This window comes from Bradyrhizobium macuxiense (assembly GCF_007993935.1).
GTDB lineage: Bacteria > Pseudomonadota > Alphaproteobacteria > Rhizobiales > Xanthobacteraceae > Bradyrhizobium > Bradyrhizobium macuxiense_A.
In genome coordinates, this window is sequence record NZ_VITY01000008.1 from 261,278 (window position 1) to 279,369 (window position 18,092).

Here is an 18,092-nt window from a genome sequence, read left to right on the forward strand (position 1 = left end):
CCCCAACAGGACGGGACGATGCGACGGCCGGCGGTCCTCGGGCCGCAGGGCCGCTTCCGCATCGTCCAGTTGCTGCGTGCGGTGCCGATCCGCTGGCGCATCCTGTCGATCGCGCTGCTCAATTCCGCAGTCGTGATCGTGCTCGCGGTGCTGATCTGGAACGGCTCGAAGGTGCTCGGCTCGGCCTGGGACGATGTCCGCCAGGTGCGGGAATCCGACAAGATCCTGGCCAAGCTGGAAAGCGAGACCAGCCGGCTGCAGAACCTGATCCATCGCTACATCAACCAGCCGAGCCCGGACCTGTTCGCGGAAATCCTGCTGCTGCGCGAGGCCGTGCTCGGCACGCTGACCAACCGCGCCTCGACCGACCCGATGCTGTCCGGCTCGGTCGAGCAGCTCGAACGCGCCACCAGCCGCTTCCTCGACGGCTTCGGCGAATTGCGCACGGTGCAGACCAAGATCTCCAAGACCTATGACGAGCAGGTGCTGTCACCGACCAGGGACATGGCCGGGCTGTATTCGATCATCGAGGGCGCCACCGGCCATCGCGACGCGCTGATCTGGCCGGCGCTCGGCAAGTCGCGCGAGGCGTTCACCTCGCTGCTGGTCGCCGCCAACGCCTACTACCTCTCGCTGGCCTCCTCGTCGGCCGAGGAAGCCCGCCGCAACATCGATACGATCGAGAAGACGATCCCCGTCATGACCGATCTGGCCGAGAACGATCTGCAGCGCATGGCGCTGGCGCGGCTCAAGGTCAAGACCGCCGAGCTGCGCGACGGCCTCGGCAAGCTCAGCGAGCAGCTCACCAACCGCACCGATTTGCTTCGCAACTCGATCGACGCCAGCCAGGCCGACGCGATCGGCGCGATCGACGATCTCTCGGTGAAGATGCGCCAGCGCGAGCAGAAGGCGCAGGAGACGTTCGACAAGACGCTGACGTCGATCTCGCGCCGGGTGCTGTCGATCGCGGTGATCTTCCTCGGCGTCATCATATCCGCCGGCGTGATGATCGCATTGTCGATCCGGCTGCCGCTGGCGCAGATCATGGCGGCGATGCGCACCATCACCTCGGGCGACCTCGACCGGCCGGTGCAGGGCACGTCGGCCAAGGACGAGGTCGGCGCGATGGCGCGCGCCGTCGAGGTGTTCCGCGAGAATGCGATCGCCAAGCGCAAGACCGAGGACGAGCTGCGCACCGCCAAGGAGAAGGCCGAGAGCGCGCTGCTCGAGCTCAACACCGCGCAGCAGAACCTGATCGATGCCGAGCGCCTCGCCGCGCTCGGCGGCCTCGTTGCCGGCGTCGCCCACGAGGTCAACAATCCGATCGGCATCAGCCTGACGGTCGCCTCGAGCTTTGCCCGCCGCAGCGAGATGTTCGAGAACGATCTGAAGACCGAGCCGCTGCGCCGCTCCAGGCTCGACGACTTCGTGCGCGCCTCGCGTGACGCATCGCAGCAACTGGTCTCGAATCTGCAGCGCGCCGGCGAGCTGATCCAGTCGTTCAAGCAGGTCGCCGTCGATCGCTCGCATGCCGAGCGCCGCCAGTTCTCTTTAAGCGAATCCACCGACCAGATCGTGGCGAGCCTGCGGCCGGTGCTGAAGAAGGCGGCGATCGCGCTGTCCGTCGACGTGCCCGACGGGCTCTTGATCGACGGCTATCCGGGCGCCTATGGCCAGATCTTAACCAATCTTTTCCTCAACGCCGTCAATCATGCCTTTGCCGACGGCCGCTCCGGCAACATCACGATCTCGGCGCGCGGGCGCGGCGCTGACGATGTCGAGATCATCTTCGCAGACGACGGGGCTGGCATGACGCCGGACGTGCAGCGACAGGCGTTCGACCCGTTCTTTACGACGCGCCGCAACGAAGGTGGTACGGGCCTCGGCCTCCATATCGTCTATAACCTCGTCACCCAGCAGCTCGGCGGACGCATGATGCTGGAGTCAAGGGTAGGACAAGGCACCACTTTTCGCATTATCATGCCCAGGATCGCCAAGGGGGCTGCCAAGGGCGAGCCCACGATCACTGACGCAGCAGCCGACGGAAGCAGTCAATGGCCGAACAGGACGATGTCCTCCAACTGATCGACGATACCGAGAGCCCCCCGGAGGACTCGTCGGCCCGCAAATGGAAGATCGCCGTGATCGACGACGATCACGCCGTCCATGAGGGCACCCGTTTTGCACTGAGCGACTACAACCTGAACGGCGCGACGCTGGAGATCCTGTCGGCCTACTCTGCGGCCGAAGGCCGCACGCTGATGCGGGACAATCCCGACATCGCGGCCGTGCTGCTCGACGTCATCATGGAGACCGACGTCGCCGGCCTCGAGCTCGTCGAATACATCCGCAACGAGATCAAGAACGAGACCGTCCGCATCATCCTGCGCACCGGCCAGCCCGGCCAGGCGCCGGAGCGGCGCGTCATCGTGCAGTACGACATCAACGACTACAAGGCGAAGACCGAGCTCACCGCAGACAAGCTGTTCACCTCGCTGACCGCGGCGCTGCGCAGCTACCAGCAGCTCGAGCGCATGGTGCAGACCAGGCGCGGGCTCGAGATCATCATCGACGCCGCCTCGACGCTGTACGACTTCAAGTCGATGCAGCGGCTGGCCGAGGGCGTGCTGACCCAACTCGCCTCGCTGCTCAATGTCGATTGCGCGGGGATCCTGGTGCTGCGCGACGACGGCAATGCGGCCGCATGCGATTTTTCGGTGCTGGCCTGCTCGGGCTGCTACAGCCGCTTCATCGGCACCACCTCGTCGAAGGCGCTCGACGCCGACCTGCGGCACATGGTCGAGGAAGCGTTCCAGCGCCGCAAGAACGAGTTCGCCGACCACCGCAGCGTGCTCTATTCGCGCACCGGCTCTGGCCGCGAGGTCGTGGTGCTGTTGCAGGCCGAGCGCCAGCTGTCCGACACAGATCGTGCGCTGGTCGAGATCTTCTCGAGCCGGCTGTCGATCGCGTTCGACAACGTGATCCTGTACCAGCAGCTGCACGAGGCCAACACCCAGCTCGAGGACCGCGTCGCGCAGCGCACCCGCGCGCTGTCGCAGGCCAACCGGCGGCTGTCGGCGCAATGGCTGAGGCTGCAGCGCGCCAACGGCTTCAAGAACGAGATCCTCGGCACCGTTGCCCACGACCTGAAGAATCCGCTCGGCGTGATCCTCGGCCGCACCGAGATGCTGACCGAACTGATCGGCGCCGGCTCGCCGAAGGAAAACGTCACCTCGCAGGTCGAGCACATCAGGGACGCCACCAAGCGGCTGACCTCGATGGTCGATCACCTGATCTCCGATGCGATGGCGGACGCCTTCGACATCACCATCCGCCGCGAGCCGGTCGACGTCGCGGCCCTCGTCAACGAGGTCACCGAGGCCAATCTGCCCTCGGCCGTCAACAAGCAGCAGAGCATCTCGGTCTCGGGGCCGCAGCACTTCGTCACGATGTGCGACGCCGACCGGATCCGCGAGGCGATCGACAATCTGGTCAGCAACGCCATCAAATATTCGCCGATCGGCGGCAAGATCACGGTCACGGTCAGCCACGAGGGCGACGACACGGTGATCCGGATCGCCGACCAGGGCCCCGGCCTCAGCCCGGAGGATCTCGGCCGGCTATTCGGCCGGTTCCAGCGGCTGTCGGCCAAGCCGACCGCGGGCGAAAGCTCGACCGGCCTCGGCCTTTCCATCGTCAAGCGTATCATCGACATGCATGGCGGCCATGTGGCCGCACAGAGCCCGGGCCCCGGACAGGGGTCGACCTTTACGGTTACACTGCCGGCGACAGAGACATGAACCAGAACCCGCATATCTTCATCGTCGACGACGAGGCGCCGGCCCGCGAGATGGTCGGCGATTACCTCAAGATGCACGGCTTCGGCGTGACGCTGTGCGATGGCGGCAAGAGCCTGCGCAAGGAGATCGAGAGCAGCACGCCCGATCTCGTGGTGCTGGACCTCAACATGCCCGAGGAAGACGGGCTGTCGATCATTCGCGACCTCAAAAGCAAGATCAACGTCCCCGTCATCATGCTGACAGCTACTGCCAGCCCGATCGACCGCGTGGTCGGGCTCGAGATTGGCGCCGACGATTACGTGGCAAAGCCCTGCGAATTGCGCGAGCTGATGGCGCGGATCCGCTCGGTGCTGCGGCGGAGCGGGCCGGCGAAATCAGCCGCGCCGGAACCGGCGAGCGCCAAGGCGGAAAAGGAGCAGCTGGTGCGGTTCGGCACCAAATGGCTCGATCTCGAGGCCCAGGCGCTGCGCGACGACGAGGGCAATGAGCACCCGCTGACCGCCTCCGAATTCGGCCTGCTCAAGGTGTTCGCGGCCAACCCGAAGCGCGTGCTGTCGCGCGAGCGGCTCTTGGAACTGGCCAACGCCCGCGACGCCGAGGCGTTCGACCGCGCCGTCGACCTCCGCATCATGCGCATCCGCCGCAAGATCGAATTCGATCCGACCAAGCCGTCGGTGATCCGGACCATCCGCGGCGGCGGCTATCTATTCTCGCCGACCGGGGATAAGGCTTAGCTCGGCGCCGTCCTGAGTTGATCGTCGTCCCGGCGAAGGCCCGGGACCCATTACCCCGACTGCCAGTGGTGAGACGACGATGGGGCCACAGCGAGCCCATTAGCGAACGGCTGTGGTTATGGGTCCCGGCCTTCGCCGGGACGACGATTTGGTTGTGTGGCGCGGGCGGATTCAACGACACAAAGGCTGTCAATCCGCGCAAAAATCCCTAAGTTTCGGCCATGCCGAAAACAGCCTCCAAAGACCCCGCCAAGCCCGCTCCGAACACCGCCCCCAAGCCCGTCGCCGCCAAGCCGGTTGCGAGCAAGGCTGCGGCCAAGGGCGACCACGTCTTTCTGGTCGATGGTTCGTCCTACATCTTCCGCGCCTATCACGCGCTGCCGCCGCTCAACCGCAAGTCCGACGGGCTGCAGGTCAACGCCGTGCTCGGCTTCTGCAACATGCTGTGGAAGCTGCTGCGCGACATGCCGGAGGACAACCGGCCGACCCATCTGGCGATCGTGTTCGACAAGTCCGAGATCACGTTCCGCAACAAGCTCTATCCCGATTACAAGGCGCACCGGCCGCCGGCGCCCGACGACCTGATCCCGCAATTCGCGCTGATCCGCGAGGCGGTGCGCGCCTTCGACCTGCCCTGCCTCGAGCAGGCGGGATTCGAGGCCGATGATCTGATCGCGACCTATGCGCGGCAGGCCAACGAGCGCGGCGCGAGCACCACCATCGTGTCGTCAGACAAGGACCTGATGCAGCTCGTCACCGACAAGGTCGTGATGTACGACACGATGAAGGATCGCCGCATCGGCATCCCGGAGGTGATCGAGAAATTCGGCGTGCCGCCGGAGAAGGTCGTCGAAGTGCAGGCGCTGGCCGGCGATTCCACCGACAACGTGCCCGGCGTGCCCGGCATCGGCATCAAAACCGCGGCCCAGCTGATCATCGAGTATGGCGATCTCGATCAGCTGCTATTCCGCGCCACCGAGATCAAGCAGCCGAAGCGGCGCGAGGCGCTGCTCGAGAACGCCGAGAAGGCGCGGATCTCGCGCCAGCTGGTGCTGCTCGACGACAAGGTCGATCTCGAGGTGCCGCTCGACGACCTCGCCGTGCACGAGCCGGACTCGCGCCGGCTGATCGCCTTTCTCAAGGCGATGGAGTTCACCACCCTCACCCGCCGCGTCGCCGACTACGCGCAGATCGATCCCGCCAATGTCGACGCCGATCCCGGCAACAAGAGCGGCGCCAGCGTGTTCTCGCCGCTGCCGCCGTCGGATGTGACGCCGGCGCCGGGAGATGCACCGACAGCCGGCGCGGCACCACCTGCGAAGGCCAAGCCGACCGGCGCGCGCGACGACAAGAATTCCAACCGGAAGGGGACTCCGGCCATGCTGGCCGAGGCCCGCGGCGAGGCAATCCGCAAGATCGGCTTCGACCGCAAAGCATACCAGCCGATCGGCAATCTCGATCCGCTCAATGCCCTGATCGCGCGCGCGCACGACACCGGCTATCTCGCGATCGAGGCGATGTCGGAATCGATCGACCCGATGCAGGCCGAGTTGTCGGGACTGGCACTCGCCGTGGCGCCCAACGAGGCCTGCTATGTACCGCTCGGCCACCGGGAAGCCGGCAGCGGCGCGGGCCTGTTCGATACCGGCTTCGCGCCCGGCCAGATCAAGACCGCCGATGCGCTGAAGGCGCTGAAGCCGCTGCTGGAGTCGGCGGGTATCCAGAAGGTCGGCTTCAACGTCAAATTCACCTCGGTGACGCTGGCGCAGCACGGCATCACGCTGCGCAACATCGACGATGCGCAGCTGATGTCCTACGCGCTCGATGCCGGCCGCGGCTCGCATGCGCTGGAACAGCTCGCCGAGCGCTGGTTCGGACACGCGGTCGTCAATTACGGCGGCCTCGTCGGCAGCGGCAAGGGCAAGCTGACCTTCGACCAAGTGACGATCGACAAGGCCACCGAATACGCGGCCGAAAGCGCCGACGTGATCCTGCGCCTGTGGCGCGTGCTGAAGCCGCGCCTCGTCGCCGAGCGGATGACGACGGTCTACGAGACGCTGGAGCGGCCGCTGGTCTCGGTGTTGGCGCGGATGGAGCGCCGCGGCATCTCGATCGATCGCCAGGTGCTCTCACGCCTGTCGGGCGACTTCGCAGAGACCGCAGCGCGCGTCGAGGCCGAGATCCAGGAGATCGCGGGCGAGCCGGTCAATGTCGGCAGCCCGAAGCAGATCGGCGACATCATCTTCGGCAAGATGGGATTGCCCGGCGGCAGCAAGACCAAGACCGGCGCATGGTCGACCACCGCGCAGGTGCTCGACGATCTCGCCGAGCAGGGCCACGAATTCCCGAAGAAGATTTTGGAGTGGCGCCAGGTCTCGAAGCTGAAATCGACCTACACCGATGCGCTGCCGACCTACGTCAACCCGCAGACCCATCGCGTCCACACCACCTACGCGCTGGCCGCGACCACCACGGGCCGGCTGTCGTCGAACGAGCCGAACTTGCAGAACATCCCGGTCCGTACCGAGGACGGCCGCAAGATCCGCCGCGCCTTCATCGCGACGCCGGGCCACAAACTTGTGTCGGCCGACTACTCGCAGATCGAACTGCGGCTGCTCGCCGAGATCGCCGACGTGCCGGTGCTGCGTCAGGCATTCCGCGACGGGCTCGACATTCACGCCATGACCGCCTCCGAGATGTTCGGCGTGCCGATCAAGGACATGCCGAGCGAGGTGCGCCGACGTGCCAAGGCGATCAATTTCGGCATCATCTACGGCATCTCGGCGTTCGGCCTTGCCAACCAGCTCGGCATCGCGCGCGAGGAGGCTTCGGCCTACATCAAGAAATATTTCGAGCGCTTCCCCGGCATCCGCGCCTACATGGACGAGACCAAGGATTTCTGCCGCCGCAACGGCTATGTGACAACGCTGTTCGGGCGCAAGTGTTACTACCCGGACATCAAGGCGTCGAACGCCTCGGTGCGCGCGTTCAACGAGCGCGCCGCGATCAACGCGCGTCTGCAGGGCACCGCCGCCGACATCATCCGCCGCGCCATGATCCGGGTCGAGGATGCGCTCGCCGAGAAGAAGCTCTCGGCGCAGATGCTCTTGCAGGTGCATGACGAGCTGATCTTCGAGGTGCCCGACGACGAAGTCGCGGCGACGCTGCCGGTGGTGCAGAAGGTGATGCAGGACGCGCCGTTCCCGGCCGTGATCCTGTCGCTGCCGCTGCAGGTCGACGCCCGCGCGGCGAACAATTGGGACGAGGCGCATTAGACTCCACCTCGCCGCGCAAGAGCGGGGCTCCCGAATGGTGGCTGAGGCTCTTTGACGAAGTAACGCCATCGCCGCATATGCGGCTTCACTCTACGTCAGATGAGCACCGGTAGACGGGCTCCCTCCCCCACGCAACCGGGGTCTACCCCGGTTGCGCATCGTAAATCTGCGCAAGTCGGGCAGGCCCGACTTGCGTTGGGGGAGGGTGGGGAGAGGGGTGTCACACGACGCGCTCTCTCAACATGAGCTTGAATGACGCGCGGTTTGATATTGCACGGGCCGCGTGTCCATTAATCATCTCGCCCGGGGCCACCCCTCTCCCCACCCTCTCCCGCAAGGGGAGAGGGAGCCTGACCGATGTGCTCACCTTACTTGCCGTGTGCGATCAGCCGTTCTGGCCGAAACTCTCACGCCACCACCTCCGCGCCACATTGCTCCGAGAGCAATTCCAGCATGGCCGCGCGGAGGATGACACGCTAGAAGTGCGTGTATCCCCTCGCGAGACCCATCATGCCCCATACATCCGCCCTGCTCGGCTTTGCGCTCGTCTGCCTCGGCATGGTGCTGACGCCGGGACCGAACATGATGTACCTGATCTCGCGCTCGATCACGCAGGGGCCGGCGGCCGGCATCGTCTCGCTCGGCGGTGTCGCGCTCGGCTTCGTGTTCTACATGCTGTGCGCGGCGTTCGGCATCACCGCGCTGCTGTTCGCAATTCCCTACGCCTATGACGCACTGCGCTTCGCCGGTGCCGCCTATCTGCTGTGGCTGGCGTGGCAGGCCGTGAGGCCCGGCGGCCGCTCGCCGTTCCAGGTCAAGGCGCTCAAGGTCGACGGCCCGCACAAATTGTTCGCAATGGGCTTCCTCACCAATCTGCTGAACCCGAAGATCGCGATGCTTTATCTCGCGCTGCTGCCGCAGTTCATCGACCCCGCCGGCGGCAGCGTGCTGACGCAGTCGCTCGCGCTCGGCTCGATCCAGATCGTGATCAGCGTCAGCGTCAACGCGATGATCGCGCTCGCCGCCGGCTCGATCGCAGTGTTCCTCGGCACCCGCCCGACCTGGCTTTTGGTGCAGCGCTGGCTGATGGGCACCGTGCTCGCCGGGCTTGCGATGAAGATGGCGCTCGAGGCGCGGCGGGCGTGATCAATCTTCCTTCTCCCCTTGTGGGAGAAGGTGGCGCGGACGCAGTCCGCGACGGATGAGGGGTCTGCATCCGCGGAGAGAACCCCTCACCCGCCCTCGTTTCACTCGGGCACCCTCTCCCACAAGGGGAGAGGGTGAGATCAATCCAGCTTCGCCTCCATCCCCCGCTTCGTCGCGGGGCGGGCCATCAACGTCTCGTACCAGCGCTTGACGTTGGGGAAGTCGGCCAGGTCGACCTTGTGGCGCGGATGGCGCCAGGCCCAGCCGAGGATAGCGAAATCGGCGACCGAGAGATCGCCGGCGACGTAGTCGCGGCCATCGAGCCGGCGGTCCAGCACGCCGTAGAGCCGCCGCGTCTCGGCCATGTAGCGCTTCAGGCCGTAGGCGCGATCCTGCTCGTTCTCCAGCGCGATGAAATGATGCACCTGGCCCGGCATCGGTCCGAAACCGCCCATCTGCCACATCAGCCACTCATAGACCGGGATCCGCTCGGCCAGCGGCTTCGGCAGGAACTTGCCGGTCTTCTCGCCGAGATAGAGCAGGATCGCGCCGGACTCGAAGATGCTGACCGGCTTGCCGCCGGGACCATCGGGATCGACGATCGCCGGGATCTTGTTGTTCGGGCTGATCGCGAGGAAGGCGGGCGCCATCTGCTCGCCCTTGCCGATATTCACCGGGATCACCTTGTAGGGCAGCCCCATTTCCTCCAGCGCCACCGAGATCTTGCGGCCATTCGGCGTGTTCCAGGTGTGCAGCTCGATGGTCATTTCCGCTTCCCTCGCAAGTGTTTGGCCAAATGTTTAGCCGAGTGTTTGGCCGAGCGTTTGGGCCTGCTTACGGGGATCGAGACGGCCGCACAACCGCGCTTTCCGGAAAGCTCGCCCGCGCAAATCGCGGCTTGAGCGCTGTTGACGCGCGCATATCGGCGCTGGAATCTGCCGGTCAGCGTGGATAGATTGCCGCCCGCCTCAAACCCTCAAGGGAAAAAGTCTTTGTCCAAATCAGCCTCCCGCGCCCGCCTCGCCGAGATCATCCGCAAGCGCTCGTTCGGCCGCGGCGAGATCACCTTGGCGTCGGGTCGCAAGAGCGACTTCTATTTCAACCTGAAGCCGACGATGCTCGATCCCGAGGGCGCGGCGCTGCTTGCCGAGCTGACCTATGAGGCGCTGAAGGACGACAAGCTCGATTTCGTCGGCGGGCTCGAGATGGGCGCGGTGCCGCTCGCGGGCGCCATCGCGCAGCTGTCCTGGCTGAAGGGCCACCCGATCGCCGCCTTCTTTGTGCGCAAGAAGCCGAAGGAGCACGGCGCGAAGCTTTCAGTCGAAGGGCTCGCCAAAGGCGAGAGCCTCGCGGGCAAGCGCATCGTGATCGTCGAGGACGTCACCACGACCGGCGGCTCGGCGCTGAAGGCGGTGGAAGCGGTGCGCGAGGCCGGCGGCGAGATCGCGCTGGTCTTCACCATGGTCGACCGCGAGGAAGGCGCGACGGAGACGTTCGCCGAAGCCGGATTGCAATTCCGCGCGCTCTACAAGGCCGGCGAGTTCCTGAAGGACTGATGGTCTTTCGTCTCCCTCGCCCCGTTCTTACGGGGAGAGGGTTGGGGTGAGGGGCTGTCTCCACGAGCCGTGAAGGCGGTGAGACCTGTACCCCCTCACCCGGATCGCATCTCGCGATGCGATCCGACCTCTCCCCGCAAGCGGGGCGAGGTAAGCAAGACTCGCGCAACCCCGCTTTCTTCTTGTGACGCCGTCACGCTCAATCAATCGCTCGTTTACCATCCCACCTTAAGGTGAATCCGCCGGGCACCTTGCCGCCGCGGCGCGTCGGGTGGAGTTGGCGTTGCGTACAGAGTTGAGTGATCGGCGCGTGCGGCGCCGTGTGATACTTGCCGCCGCAGCCTTTGCGGGTTCCGTCCTGGTCGTGCCCGCTCCCGTCTCGGCCGAAGGGCTTTTCGACTTCTTCTTCGGTGGTGCCCAGAAGCAGCAGGGCCGGCAGGCCCCGCCGCAAGCCAATTTCTTCGCCGATCCGTTCGGCCTCAACCAGCAGCCGGAACGCCAGACATCCGCTCCCGCCTCGGCACCGCGCGTGGCCGGTTCCGGGCCGGCCTATTGCGTGCGCACCTGCGACGGCAAGTATTTCCCGCTGACGATGCGCGGCAACGCGACGCCGGCCCAGCTCTGCCAGGCCTTCTGTCCGGCGAGTGCGACCAAGGTCTATTACGGCAGCCATATCGACAGCTCCGCATCGACCACGGGCGAGCGCTACGCCGACAGTGAGAACGCCTTCGCCTATCGCAAGGCGCTGCGCGCCGACTGCACCTGCAACGGCCGCGACCCGGCAGGCCTCGCGCCGGTCGACCTTGCGCTCGATGCCTCGCTGAAGGCCGGCGACGTGATCGCGACCACCGATGGCCTGGTCGCCTATACCGGCGTCCGCGTCGGCAACGAGCAGTCGTTCGACTTCACGCCGGTCGCCTCCTATCCCGGATTGACCGCGCAGGTCCGCGCGCGGCTCGGCGAAATGAAGGTCGCGCCCGTCAGCGCCGAGCTCGCCGGCGATGCGCCGTTGCCGGAGACCAGAAGCGATGTCGCGCCGCCGGCGCCGTCGTCCGTCGTGCCGAAGGGCAACGCGGCAAAGCCCGCCAAGCGGGCCGAGGCGAACTGACGCCTTCGAGCTGCGCCGATCACCGCGCCACGATCACGCCGATCACGTTCGGCGCCGCCAGGTATTTCTCCTCGATCGCGGCGCGTGCGGCGGCGCGGTTCTCCGGATTGAGGATGCCGCGCTTCTCGGCGAGGATCATCCAGCAATAGCCCCACCAATCCGTCAGCATGCCGTGGTCGTCGACCAGGTCGTAACCCTGCTCGGCGGCGAACATGCGCGCATGCGCCTCGTCGAGCGAGTCGAGCCAGGCGTGATCCTCGAGCGAAAACAGATCGTCGCTGAAATCATCCGTGGTGTAGCCCCAGATCGACATGCAGACCGCGTTGAACTCGCGGTCGAGCTGGTCGTCGTCGATCGACTGACGCCGCGAAGCCAGGTGCAGCCGCGACAGCGAGCGGGCGAAATCCGCGATGCGGGTGAGGGCGAACTGATCGAAGGCGATGGTGGACATGTAGTCCTCGCGGAGGCTGGGGGACCCTAGATATTGTATCGGCACAGCGCCGAATCATAATGATATATCAAAGACTTGCTAAAGTGTTCTTAATTCGTTCTGATGCCATCAATAGAACGTCGCCCCGGCGAAGGCCGGGGCCCATAACCACCGCTATCGGACATCACACGTGACCGGTGCCCCGAATGGATGCCGCAGTCTACTACGTCTACATCCTCGCGAGCCGCCGCCATGGGACACTCTACATCGGCGTCACCAACGACCTTCGCAATCGGCTTACGCTCCATCGCGCTGGACGCGGCTCACAATTCGTCAAGAAGTACGGCGTCACGCGACTGGTTTATGTAGAGGTCTACGCATCACCTCAGGAGGCGATCGCCCGGGAAAAAGCGCTAAAGGAATGGCGCCGCGACTGGAAGATTCGCCTCATCGAGCAAGACAATCCGGAGTGGAACGACCTGTCCCATCTTCCCTGACGGCTGTGGTTATGGGCCCCGGCCTTCGCCGGGGCGACGAATTTGCGGTGACTGCTTTCGCCTCATGAAAGAGCGGTTGCGAAGCGCGCGCGCCAAAAGCAATTCGGGCCGCTGACTAGGTCAGCGGCCCGTTGAAAATTGCTTCGGAATGAAATGCGTCGGAGCTAAAAAATGTGCCCGCCCCACGGGCGACAGGTGTGGTTGTAAAGAACTTCTTAAGTTCTGGGAATCCGTATCACCACGGTGTTCCCGATTCGCGAGAAAACGCGCTGCGCGGCCGTCAATTCGCCGCCGACAGCAGTCTGTCGCCGCAGGCGTTCGCATAGAACTTGCCGCCGCATTGCCGCTTGATGGCGGCGCAGCGCGCGGCCGGCGATGCGTTCTGCGCCACGCTGAAGCCGCACGTCAGGGCGTCGGCGCTGCGGCCCGGTTTGCCCGCCGCATAGGCTGCGCTGGTCGCCGTGATGCACACCACGAGCAACGCCGCGGCCGCGATCTCGATCAAAAGCCTCATCACGCATCCTCCGCCAAATTGTCGTAAAACCCGGCCCGCACCGCCGATCGTAGCACCGCTGACAGCGGCCCTGAAGGGTTCCCGGAGCGGCCCGGTCCTTGCATAAAATACCGGCAGCGCTGTGTACGGCCCCGTCGGGCGGTTTCGATTGCCGAGCAACACGCGTATCATTGCGATCGAGCATGATCGGGAACCGCGGACCGCGGGATTTCCGAGGGAACCGGCTCAAACAGGAGAGTTCATGATGCATGTAATCGCATCATGATCGGTCTGAAGGCAGGGATTGGGCGTTGCAGGAACAGACAAACTACCCGGCATTGAACCAGCCGATCGACGAACTGGCGCTGACCGAGATCAAGGGCGCGATCCTGGCCAAGCTGCGGCTGGCGATCGGCAAGGACGCCACCGTTGCGACCAGGCGCGACTGGTACAAGGCCGCGGCGCTGGCGCTGCGCGACCGCATCGTGCACCACTGGCTGACCGCCGAGAAGCAGACCTACGACGCCGGCGCCAAGCGCGTCTATTATCTCTCGCTGGAATTCTTGATCGGCCGGCTGTTCACCGACGCGCTGAACAATATGGGGCTATTGCCGCTGTTCGAGGCCGCGCTCGGCGACCTCGGCGTCGATCTCTCCGACCTGCGCAAATGCGAGCCGGATGCGGCGCTCGGCAATGGCGGCCTCGGGCGGCTCGCGGCCTGCTTCATGGAGAGCATGGCGACGCTGGCGATCCCGGCGACCGGCTACGGCATCCGCTACGATTTCGGCCTGTTCCGCCAGATCATGAACCAGGGCTGGCAGCAGGAATATCCCGACGAGTGGCTCGCCTTCGGCAACCCCTGGGAATTCCAGCGGCCGGAGGTGGTCTACAACGTCCACTTCGGCGGCCATGTCGAGCATGTCGACGAGCGCGGCCGCGACCGCGCCACCTGGCATCCGGCGGAAACCGTCGAGGCGATGGCCTACGACACGCCGATCGTCGGCTGGCGCGGCCAGCACGTCAACGCGCTTCGGCTGTGGTCGGCGCATGCGCCCGATCCGCTCAAGCTCGACGTCTTCAACACCGGCGACTACGTCTCGGCCAGCGCCGAGCAGGCGCGCGCCGAGGCGATCTGCAAATTCCTCTATCCGAACGACGAGAGCGCGGCGGGCCGCGAGCTGCGGCTGCGCCAGGAATATTTCTTCGTCTCGGCCTCGCTGCAGGATCTGGTGAACCGGCATCTCGCCTCTGACGGTGGCCTGCGCAACCTCGCGCAGAAGGCGGCGGTGCAGCTCAACGACACCCATCCGAGCCTCGCCGTCACCGAGCTGATGCGCATCCTGGTCGACCTGCACAATTTCCGCTGGGACGAGGCCTGGAAGATCACGGTCGCGACGCTGTCCTACACCAATCACACGCTGCTGCCGGAGGCGCTCGAGACCTGGCCGGTCGAATTGTTCGAGCGGCTCTTGCCGCGGCATCTCGAGATCATCTACCGCATCAACGTGGCGCATCTCGCGCTCGCCGAGGAGCGCTTTCCCGGCGACATCGAATACCGCGCCTCGGTCTCGCTGATCGACGAGCGCAGCGGCCGCCGCGTGCGCATGGGCCAGCTCGCCTTCGTCGGCTCGCACCGCATCAACGGCGTCTCGGCGATGCATTCCGATTTGATGAAGGAGACCGTGTTCCACGATCTCCACCACCTCTATCCCCAGCGCATCACCAACAAGACCAACGGCATCACCTTCCGCCGCTGGCTGATGCTGGCCAATCCGCGGCTGACCGCGCTGCTGCGCGAGACCTGCGGCGAGGCCGTGCTCGACGACTTCTCGCTGCTCGAGCGGCTCGAGGCCCATTCGAGCGACCTCGAATTCCAGAAGCGCTTCCGTGACGTCAAGCATCACAACAAGCTGGCGCTGGCCCGGCTGGTCAACGAACGCAACCACATCAAGCTCGACCCGTCGGCGCTGTTCGACGTGCAGATCAAGCGCATCCACGAATACAAGCGGCAGCTGCTCAACATCCTGGAGACCATCGCGCTCTACCACGCGATGAAGGACAATCCAGGTGCGAACTGGGTGCCGCGGGTCAAGATCTTCGCAGGCAAGGCGGCGGCGAGCTACCGCTACGCCAAGCTGATCATCAAGCTGATCAACGACGTCGCCGAGGTCGTGAACAATGATGCGTCGCTCGGCGGCAGGCTGAAGGTCGCCTTCCTCGCCGACTACAATGTCAGCCTCGCCGAGGTGATCATCCCGGCTGCCGATCTCTCCGAGCAGATCTCGACCGCCGGCATGGAGGCTTCCGGCACCGGCAACATGAAGCTCGCGCTGAACGGCGCGCTGACGATCGGCACGCTCGACGGCGCCAATATCGAGATCCGCGACGCGGTGGGACCCGAGAACATCGCGATCTTCGGCCTCGAGGCCGGCGACGTCATGGTCCGCCGCAAGCAGGGCCTCGATGCCTCTGACGTGATCCGCAAATCGCCGCGGCTCGAGCGCGCGATCCGCGCCATCGAGAGCGGCGAGTTCTCGCCGGGCGATGCCGCGCGCTTCGCCTCGATCGGGCACGCGCTGCGCTACCTCGACCATTACATGGTCTCCGCCGATTTCGATTCCTACTACGACGCGCAGCGTAGCATCGACGCGCGCTGGCAGGTGGTGCCGGCCTGGACCCGCGCCTCGATCCTCAACGTGGCGCGCATGGCGTGGTTCTCCTCCGACCGCACCATCCGCGAATACGCCGAGGACATCTGGCACGTGCCGGTGCACCCGAGCGCCTCGCCGCAGCTCGGCAACCAGCGCGAGGCGAAGGGGTAATCCCGGGAAGCGGAAATCGATTACGTCCGACGTCATTGAATTCGGCGCGGTCGCTGGGCTACTGCTGTTGCAGCAGCGTCATTGCGAGCGGAGCGAAGCAATCCATCGCTCCACATTTGCGGAGCCATGGATTGCTTCGTCGCTTCGCTCCTCGCAATGACGGCAGACGAATTCGAATTAGGGACTTTCATGCTCACCAGGACCCCGCACCTTTTCGACGAAGCCACTGCCGTGACCGCCGGCGACAGCCGCTGGCAGGGACGCACCAGCCCGGACTACTGGGCGTTCGTCGGCCCGTTCGGCGGCTGCACCGCGGCGACCATGCTGCGCGCCCTGATGCAGCATCCGCAGCGCGCGGGCGATCCGCTGGCGCTGACGGTCAATTACTGCGCGCCGGTCGCCGAAGGCGTGTTCGATCTCGATGTCCGGCTGGTCAAGGCCAACCGCTCGAGCCAGCACTGGTCGGTCGAGATGACGCAAGGCGGCGGCGAGGTGGCGACCTTGGCGACCGCCGTGTTCGCCAAGCGACGGCCGTCGTGGTCGCACCAGCCGGCGCAGTTTCCCGGCGCCGTGCCGTTCGAACAGCTGCGGTCCTTTCCGAAGCTCGCGATGACCTGGGCCAACCAATACGACTTCCGCTTCGCCGCAGGCGAGCCGAAGTTCGGCGGCAGCGCCGCGACCGAGCCGTCGAGCCCCTACTCCAAGCTCTGGATCGCCGACCGCATGCCGCGCAAGCTCGATGCGCTGTCGCTGATGTCGATGTCGGACGCGTTCTTCGGCCGCGTCTTCCATGCACGGCACGAGCTGGTGCCGTTCGGCACGGTGTCGCTGACGACCTATTTCCACGCCGACGCGGCCGATCTCGAGGCCGAGGATACCACCCGCGTGCTGGCCACAGCCGACGCAAAAACCTTCCACAAGAGCTATGGCGACCAGCACGGCGAATTGTGGTCGCCCTCCGGCCGCCTGCTCGCCACCACGACACAAATTGCTTATTTCAAGGCGTAGCGTTTTCGAGCGGATCGGCTACCGGCTCGCGTCAAGCGGTAGCCAAATATCCACATTGGTCTGCTAGGACCGGATTGCCTATTTCAAAGGTTGGAGGAACATTGGCGTGTCGCTTCTGTTCCACAGCCTTTGGGAGCACTGCCGCATGTCCGAAGCCGACACTTCGAAGCCCTCGCGCATCGCGCTGCTTGGCGTCCCCATCGAGATCGGCGCGTCGCAGCCCGGTCCGCTGATGGGACCGGACGCGCTGCGCACCGCGGGCATCGCGCGCCTGCTCGAGCAGCTCGACTTCCAGGTCGACGACCACGGCGACCTTGCGATCCCGGCTGTCGTGGTCGACGGTCCAGTGCCGGCCAACACCAAATTCTATGACGAGGTGAAGACCTGGACCCGCGCCCTCTCCGAGCGCGCCTACTGGCTGGCGCATTCCGGTGCGATCCCGATCTTCATGGGCGGTGATCACTCATTGTCGATGGGATCGATCAACGGCGTCGCGCGCTACTGGCAGGAGAAAGGTCGGCCGCTGTTCGCGCTGTGGGTCGACGCCCATGCCGACTACAACACCCCGGCCACCACCATCACCGGCAACATGCACGGCATGTCTGCGGCCTTCCTGTGCGGCGAGCCCGGCCTCGACGATTTGCTCGGCGGGCTGCCGCGCGCCTCGATTCCATCAGATCAGCTCGACCTGATCGGCACCCGCTCGGTCGATCCGCTGGAGCGCAAGCTGCTGCGGCAGCGCAACGTCTCGATCGCCGACATGCGCCAGATCGACGAGTTCGGCGTCGCCGTGCTGACCCGCCGCGTGATCGAGCGCGTCCGGGCGAAGAACGGCGTGCTGCATGTCTCGTTCGACGTCGACTTTCTCGATCCGGAGGTCGCGCCCGGCGTCGGCACCACGGTGCCGGGCGGCGCGACGTATCGTGAGGCGCATCTGATCATGGAGCTGCTGCACGATTCCGGACTGGTGCGCTCGCTCGATATCGTCGAGCTCAACCCGTTCCTCGACGAACGCGGCCGCACCGCCCGCGTCGCGGTGGAATTGATCGGCAGCCTGTTCGGCCTGCAGATCACCGACCGGCAGACGCCGAGTAATGCGGTGCTGCCGGAGATGGGGGAATAGCGCGCGGCGAAGCGCGCACCGCCCCTGCCCCGTCACCCTGAGGAGCCCGCAAAGCGGGCGTCTCGAACGGTCGACGGCCACCAGCCGGGCCGTCCATCCT

General features: G+C 65.5%; 14 protein-coding genes. 11 read left to right on the forward strand and 3 right to left on the reverse strand.

Going from position 1 to position 18,092, the window contains the following annotated elements:
• Positions 1-18: 18 nt before the first annotated feature.
• The 5 genes from FBZ93_RS22265 to FBZ93_RS22285 all read left to right on the forward strand — a co-directional run bounded on the left by FBZ93_RS22265 (position 19) and on the right by FBZ93_RS22285 (position 8,955).
• A complete protein-coding gene (locus FBZ93_RS22265) occupies positions 19-2,085 on the forward strand; it encodes a sensor histidine kinase (RefSeq protein ID WP_167529162.1) in 2,067 nt (688 codons plus the stop codon).
• Positions 2,055-3,800: an ATP-binding response regulator gene (locus FBZ93_RS22270; protein WP_146988485.1), complete on the forward strand. Its 1,746-nt coding sequence runs from the start codon at positions 2,055-2,057 to the stop codon at positions 3,798-3,800. The genes FBZ93_RS22265 and FBZ93_RS22270 overlap by 31 nt, the downstream gene beginning before the upstream one ends.
• Positions 3,797-4,534, forward strand: a complete 738-nt coding sequence (locus FBZ93_RS22275) for a response regulator (protein WP_021076615.1) — start codon at positions 3,797-3,799, stop codon at positions 4,532-4,534. Before FBZ93_RS22270 ends, FBZ93_RS22275 begins: the two co-directional genes overlap by 4 nt.
• Positions 4,535-4,755: 221 nt before the next feature.
• Positions 4,756-7,809, forward strand: a complete 3,054-nt coding sequence (polA, locus tag FBZ93_RS22280) for a DNA polymerase I (protein ID WP_146988487.1) — start codon at positions 4,756-4,758, stop codon at positions 7,807-7,809.
• Between the two features lie 510 nt (positions 7,810-8,319).
• On the forward strand, positions 8,320-8,955 hold the full coding sequence (locus FBZ93_RS22285; RefSeq protein WP_146988489.1) for a LysE family translocator: 636 nt from the start codon (positions 8,320-8,322) through the stop codon (positions 8,953-8,955).
• A gap of 140 nt (positions 8,956-9,095) precedes the next feature.
• On the opposite strand, the gene FBZ93_RS22290 is transcribed toward FBZ93_RS22285, so the two are convergent.
• Positions 9,096-9,722, reverse strand: a complete 627-nt coding sequence (locus FBZ93_RS22290; RefSeq protein WP_146988491.1) for a glutathione S-transferase family protein — start codon at positions 9,720-9,722, stop codon at positions 9,096-9,098.
• Positions 9,723-9,947: 225 nt separating this feature from the next.
• On the opposite strand from FBZ93_RS22290, the gene pyrE reads away from it, so the two are divergent.
• Complete coding sequence (gene pyrE / locus FBZ93_RS22295) at positions 9,948-10,511, forward strand: orotate phosphoribosyltransferase (RefSeq protein WP_057019495.1); 564 nt, start codon at positions 9,948-9,950, stop codon at positions 10,509-10,511.
• Positions 10,512-10,794: 283 nt separating this feature from the next.
• The gene (locus FBZ93_RS22300; protein ID WP_246667592.1) at positions 10,795-11,619 is read left to right on the forward strand and encodes a DUF2865 domain-containing protein; all 825 of its coding nucleotides are present in this window, start codon (positions 10,795-10,797) and stop codon (positions 11,617-11,619) included.
• Positions 11,620-11,638: 19 nt separating this feature from the next.
• On the opposite strand, the gene FBZ93_RS22305 is transcribed toward FBZ93_RS22300, so the two are convergent.
• The gene (locus FBZ93_RS22305) at positions 11,639-12,070 is read right to left on the reverse strand and encodes a hypothetical protein (protein ID WP_146988493.1); all 432 of its coding nucleotides are present in this window, start codon (positions 12,068-12,070) and stop codon (positions 11,639-11,641) included.
• A gap of 185 nt (positions 12,071-12,255) precedes the next feature.
• Between FBZ93_RS22305 and FBZ93_RS22310 the strand changes: the two genes are divergently transcribed.
• Positions 12,256-12,546: a GIY-YIG nuclease family protein gene (locus FBZ93_RS22310; protein ID WP_146988495.1), complete on the forward strand. Its 291-nt coding sequence runs from the start codon at positions 12,256-12,258 to the stop codon at positions 12,544-12,546.
• 280 nt (positions 12,547-12,826) lie between these two features.
• Here the strand turns inward: FBZ93_RS22310 and FBZ93_RS22315 are convergent, their stop codons facing one another.
• Positions 12,827-13,060: a hypothetical protein gene (locus FBZ93_RS22315; RefSeq protein ID WP_146988497.1), complete on the reverse strand. Its 234-nt coding sequence runs from the start codon at positions 13,058-13,060 to the stop codon at positions 12,827-12,829.
• Positions 13,061-13,350: 290 nt separating this feature from the next.
• Here FBZ93_RS22315 and FBZ93_RS22320 point away from each other — a divergent pair, with 290 nt between their 5' ends.
• The 3 genes from FBZ93_RS22320 to rocF all read left to right on the forward strand — a co-directional run bounded on the left by FBZ93_RS22320 (position 13,351) and on the right by rocF (position 17,992).
• Complete coding sequence (locus FBZ93_RS22320) at positions 13,351-15,861, forward strand: glycogen/starch/alpha-glucan phosphorylase (protein WP_146988499.1); 2,511 nt, start codon at positions 13,351-13,353, stop codon at positions 15,859-15,861.
• 189 nt (positions 15,862-16,050) lie between these two features.
• Positions 16,051-16,869: an acyl-CoA thioesterase gene (locus tag FBZ93_RS22325; RefSeq protein ID WP_146988501.1), complete on the forward strand. Its 819-nt coding sequence runs from the start codon at positions 16,051-16,053 to the stop codon at positions 16,867-16,869.
• A 145-nt stretch (positions 16,870-17,014) separates the two neighbouring features.
• Positions 17,015-17,992 (forward strand): arginase, encoded by a 978-nt coding sequence (gene rocF, locus FBZ93_RS22330; protein WP_146988503.1) that lies wholly within the window; start codon positions 17,015-17,017, stop codon positions 17,990-17,992.
• Positions 17,993-18,092 lie beyond the last annotated feature (100 nt).

Bases quoted from the DNA above. Each gene is read 5' to 3' on its own strand.
- FBZ93_RS22325 (WP_146988501.1), top strand. From the start codon at position 16,051: ATGCTCACCAGGACCCCGCACCTTTTCGACGAAGCCACTGCCGTGACC.
- FBZ93_RS22310 (WP_146988495.1), top strand. From the start codon at position 12,256: ATGGATGCCGCAGTCTACTACGTCTACATCCTCGCGAGCCGCCGCCAT.
- FBZ93_RS22275 (WP_021076615.1), top strand. From the start codon at position 3,797: ATGAACCAGAACCCGCATATCTTCATCGTCGACGACGAGGCGCCGGCC.
- polA (WP_146988487.1), top strand. From the start codon at position 4,756: ATGCCGAAAACAGCCTCCAAAGACCCCGCCAAGCCCGCTCCGAACACC.
- FBZ93_RS22285 (WP_146988489.1), top strand. From the start codon at position 8,320: ATGCCCCATACATCCGCCCTGCTCGGCTTTGCGCTCGTCTGCCTCGGC.
- FBZ93_RS22290 (WP_146988491.1), bottom strand. From the start codon at position 9,722: ATGACCATCGAGCTGCACACCTGGAACACGCCGAATGGCCGCAAGATC.
- rocF (WP_146988503.1), top strand. From the start codon at position 17,015: ATGTCCGAAGCCGACACTTCGAAGCCCTCGCGCATCGCGCTGCTTGGC.
- FBZ93_RS22270 (WP_146988485.1), top strand. From the start codon at position 2,055: ATGGCCGAACAGGACGATGTCCTCCAACTGATCGACGATACCGAGAGC.
- FBZ93_RS22305 (WP_146988493.1), bottom strand. From the start codon at position 12,070: ATGTCCACCATCGCCTTCGATCAGTTCGCCCTCACCCGCATCGCGGAT.
- FBZ93_RS22265 (WP_167529162.1), top strand. From the start codon at position 19: ATGCGACGGCCGGCGGTCCTCGGGCCGCAGGGCCGCTTCCGCATCGTC.
- FBZ93_RS22315 (WP_146988497.1), bottom strand. From the start codon at position 13,060: ATGAGGCTTTTGATCGAGATCGCGGCCGCGGCGTTGCTCGTGGTGTGC.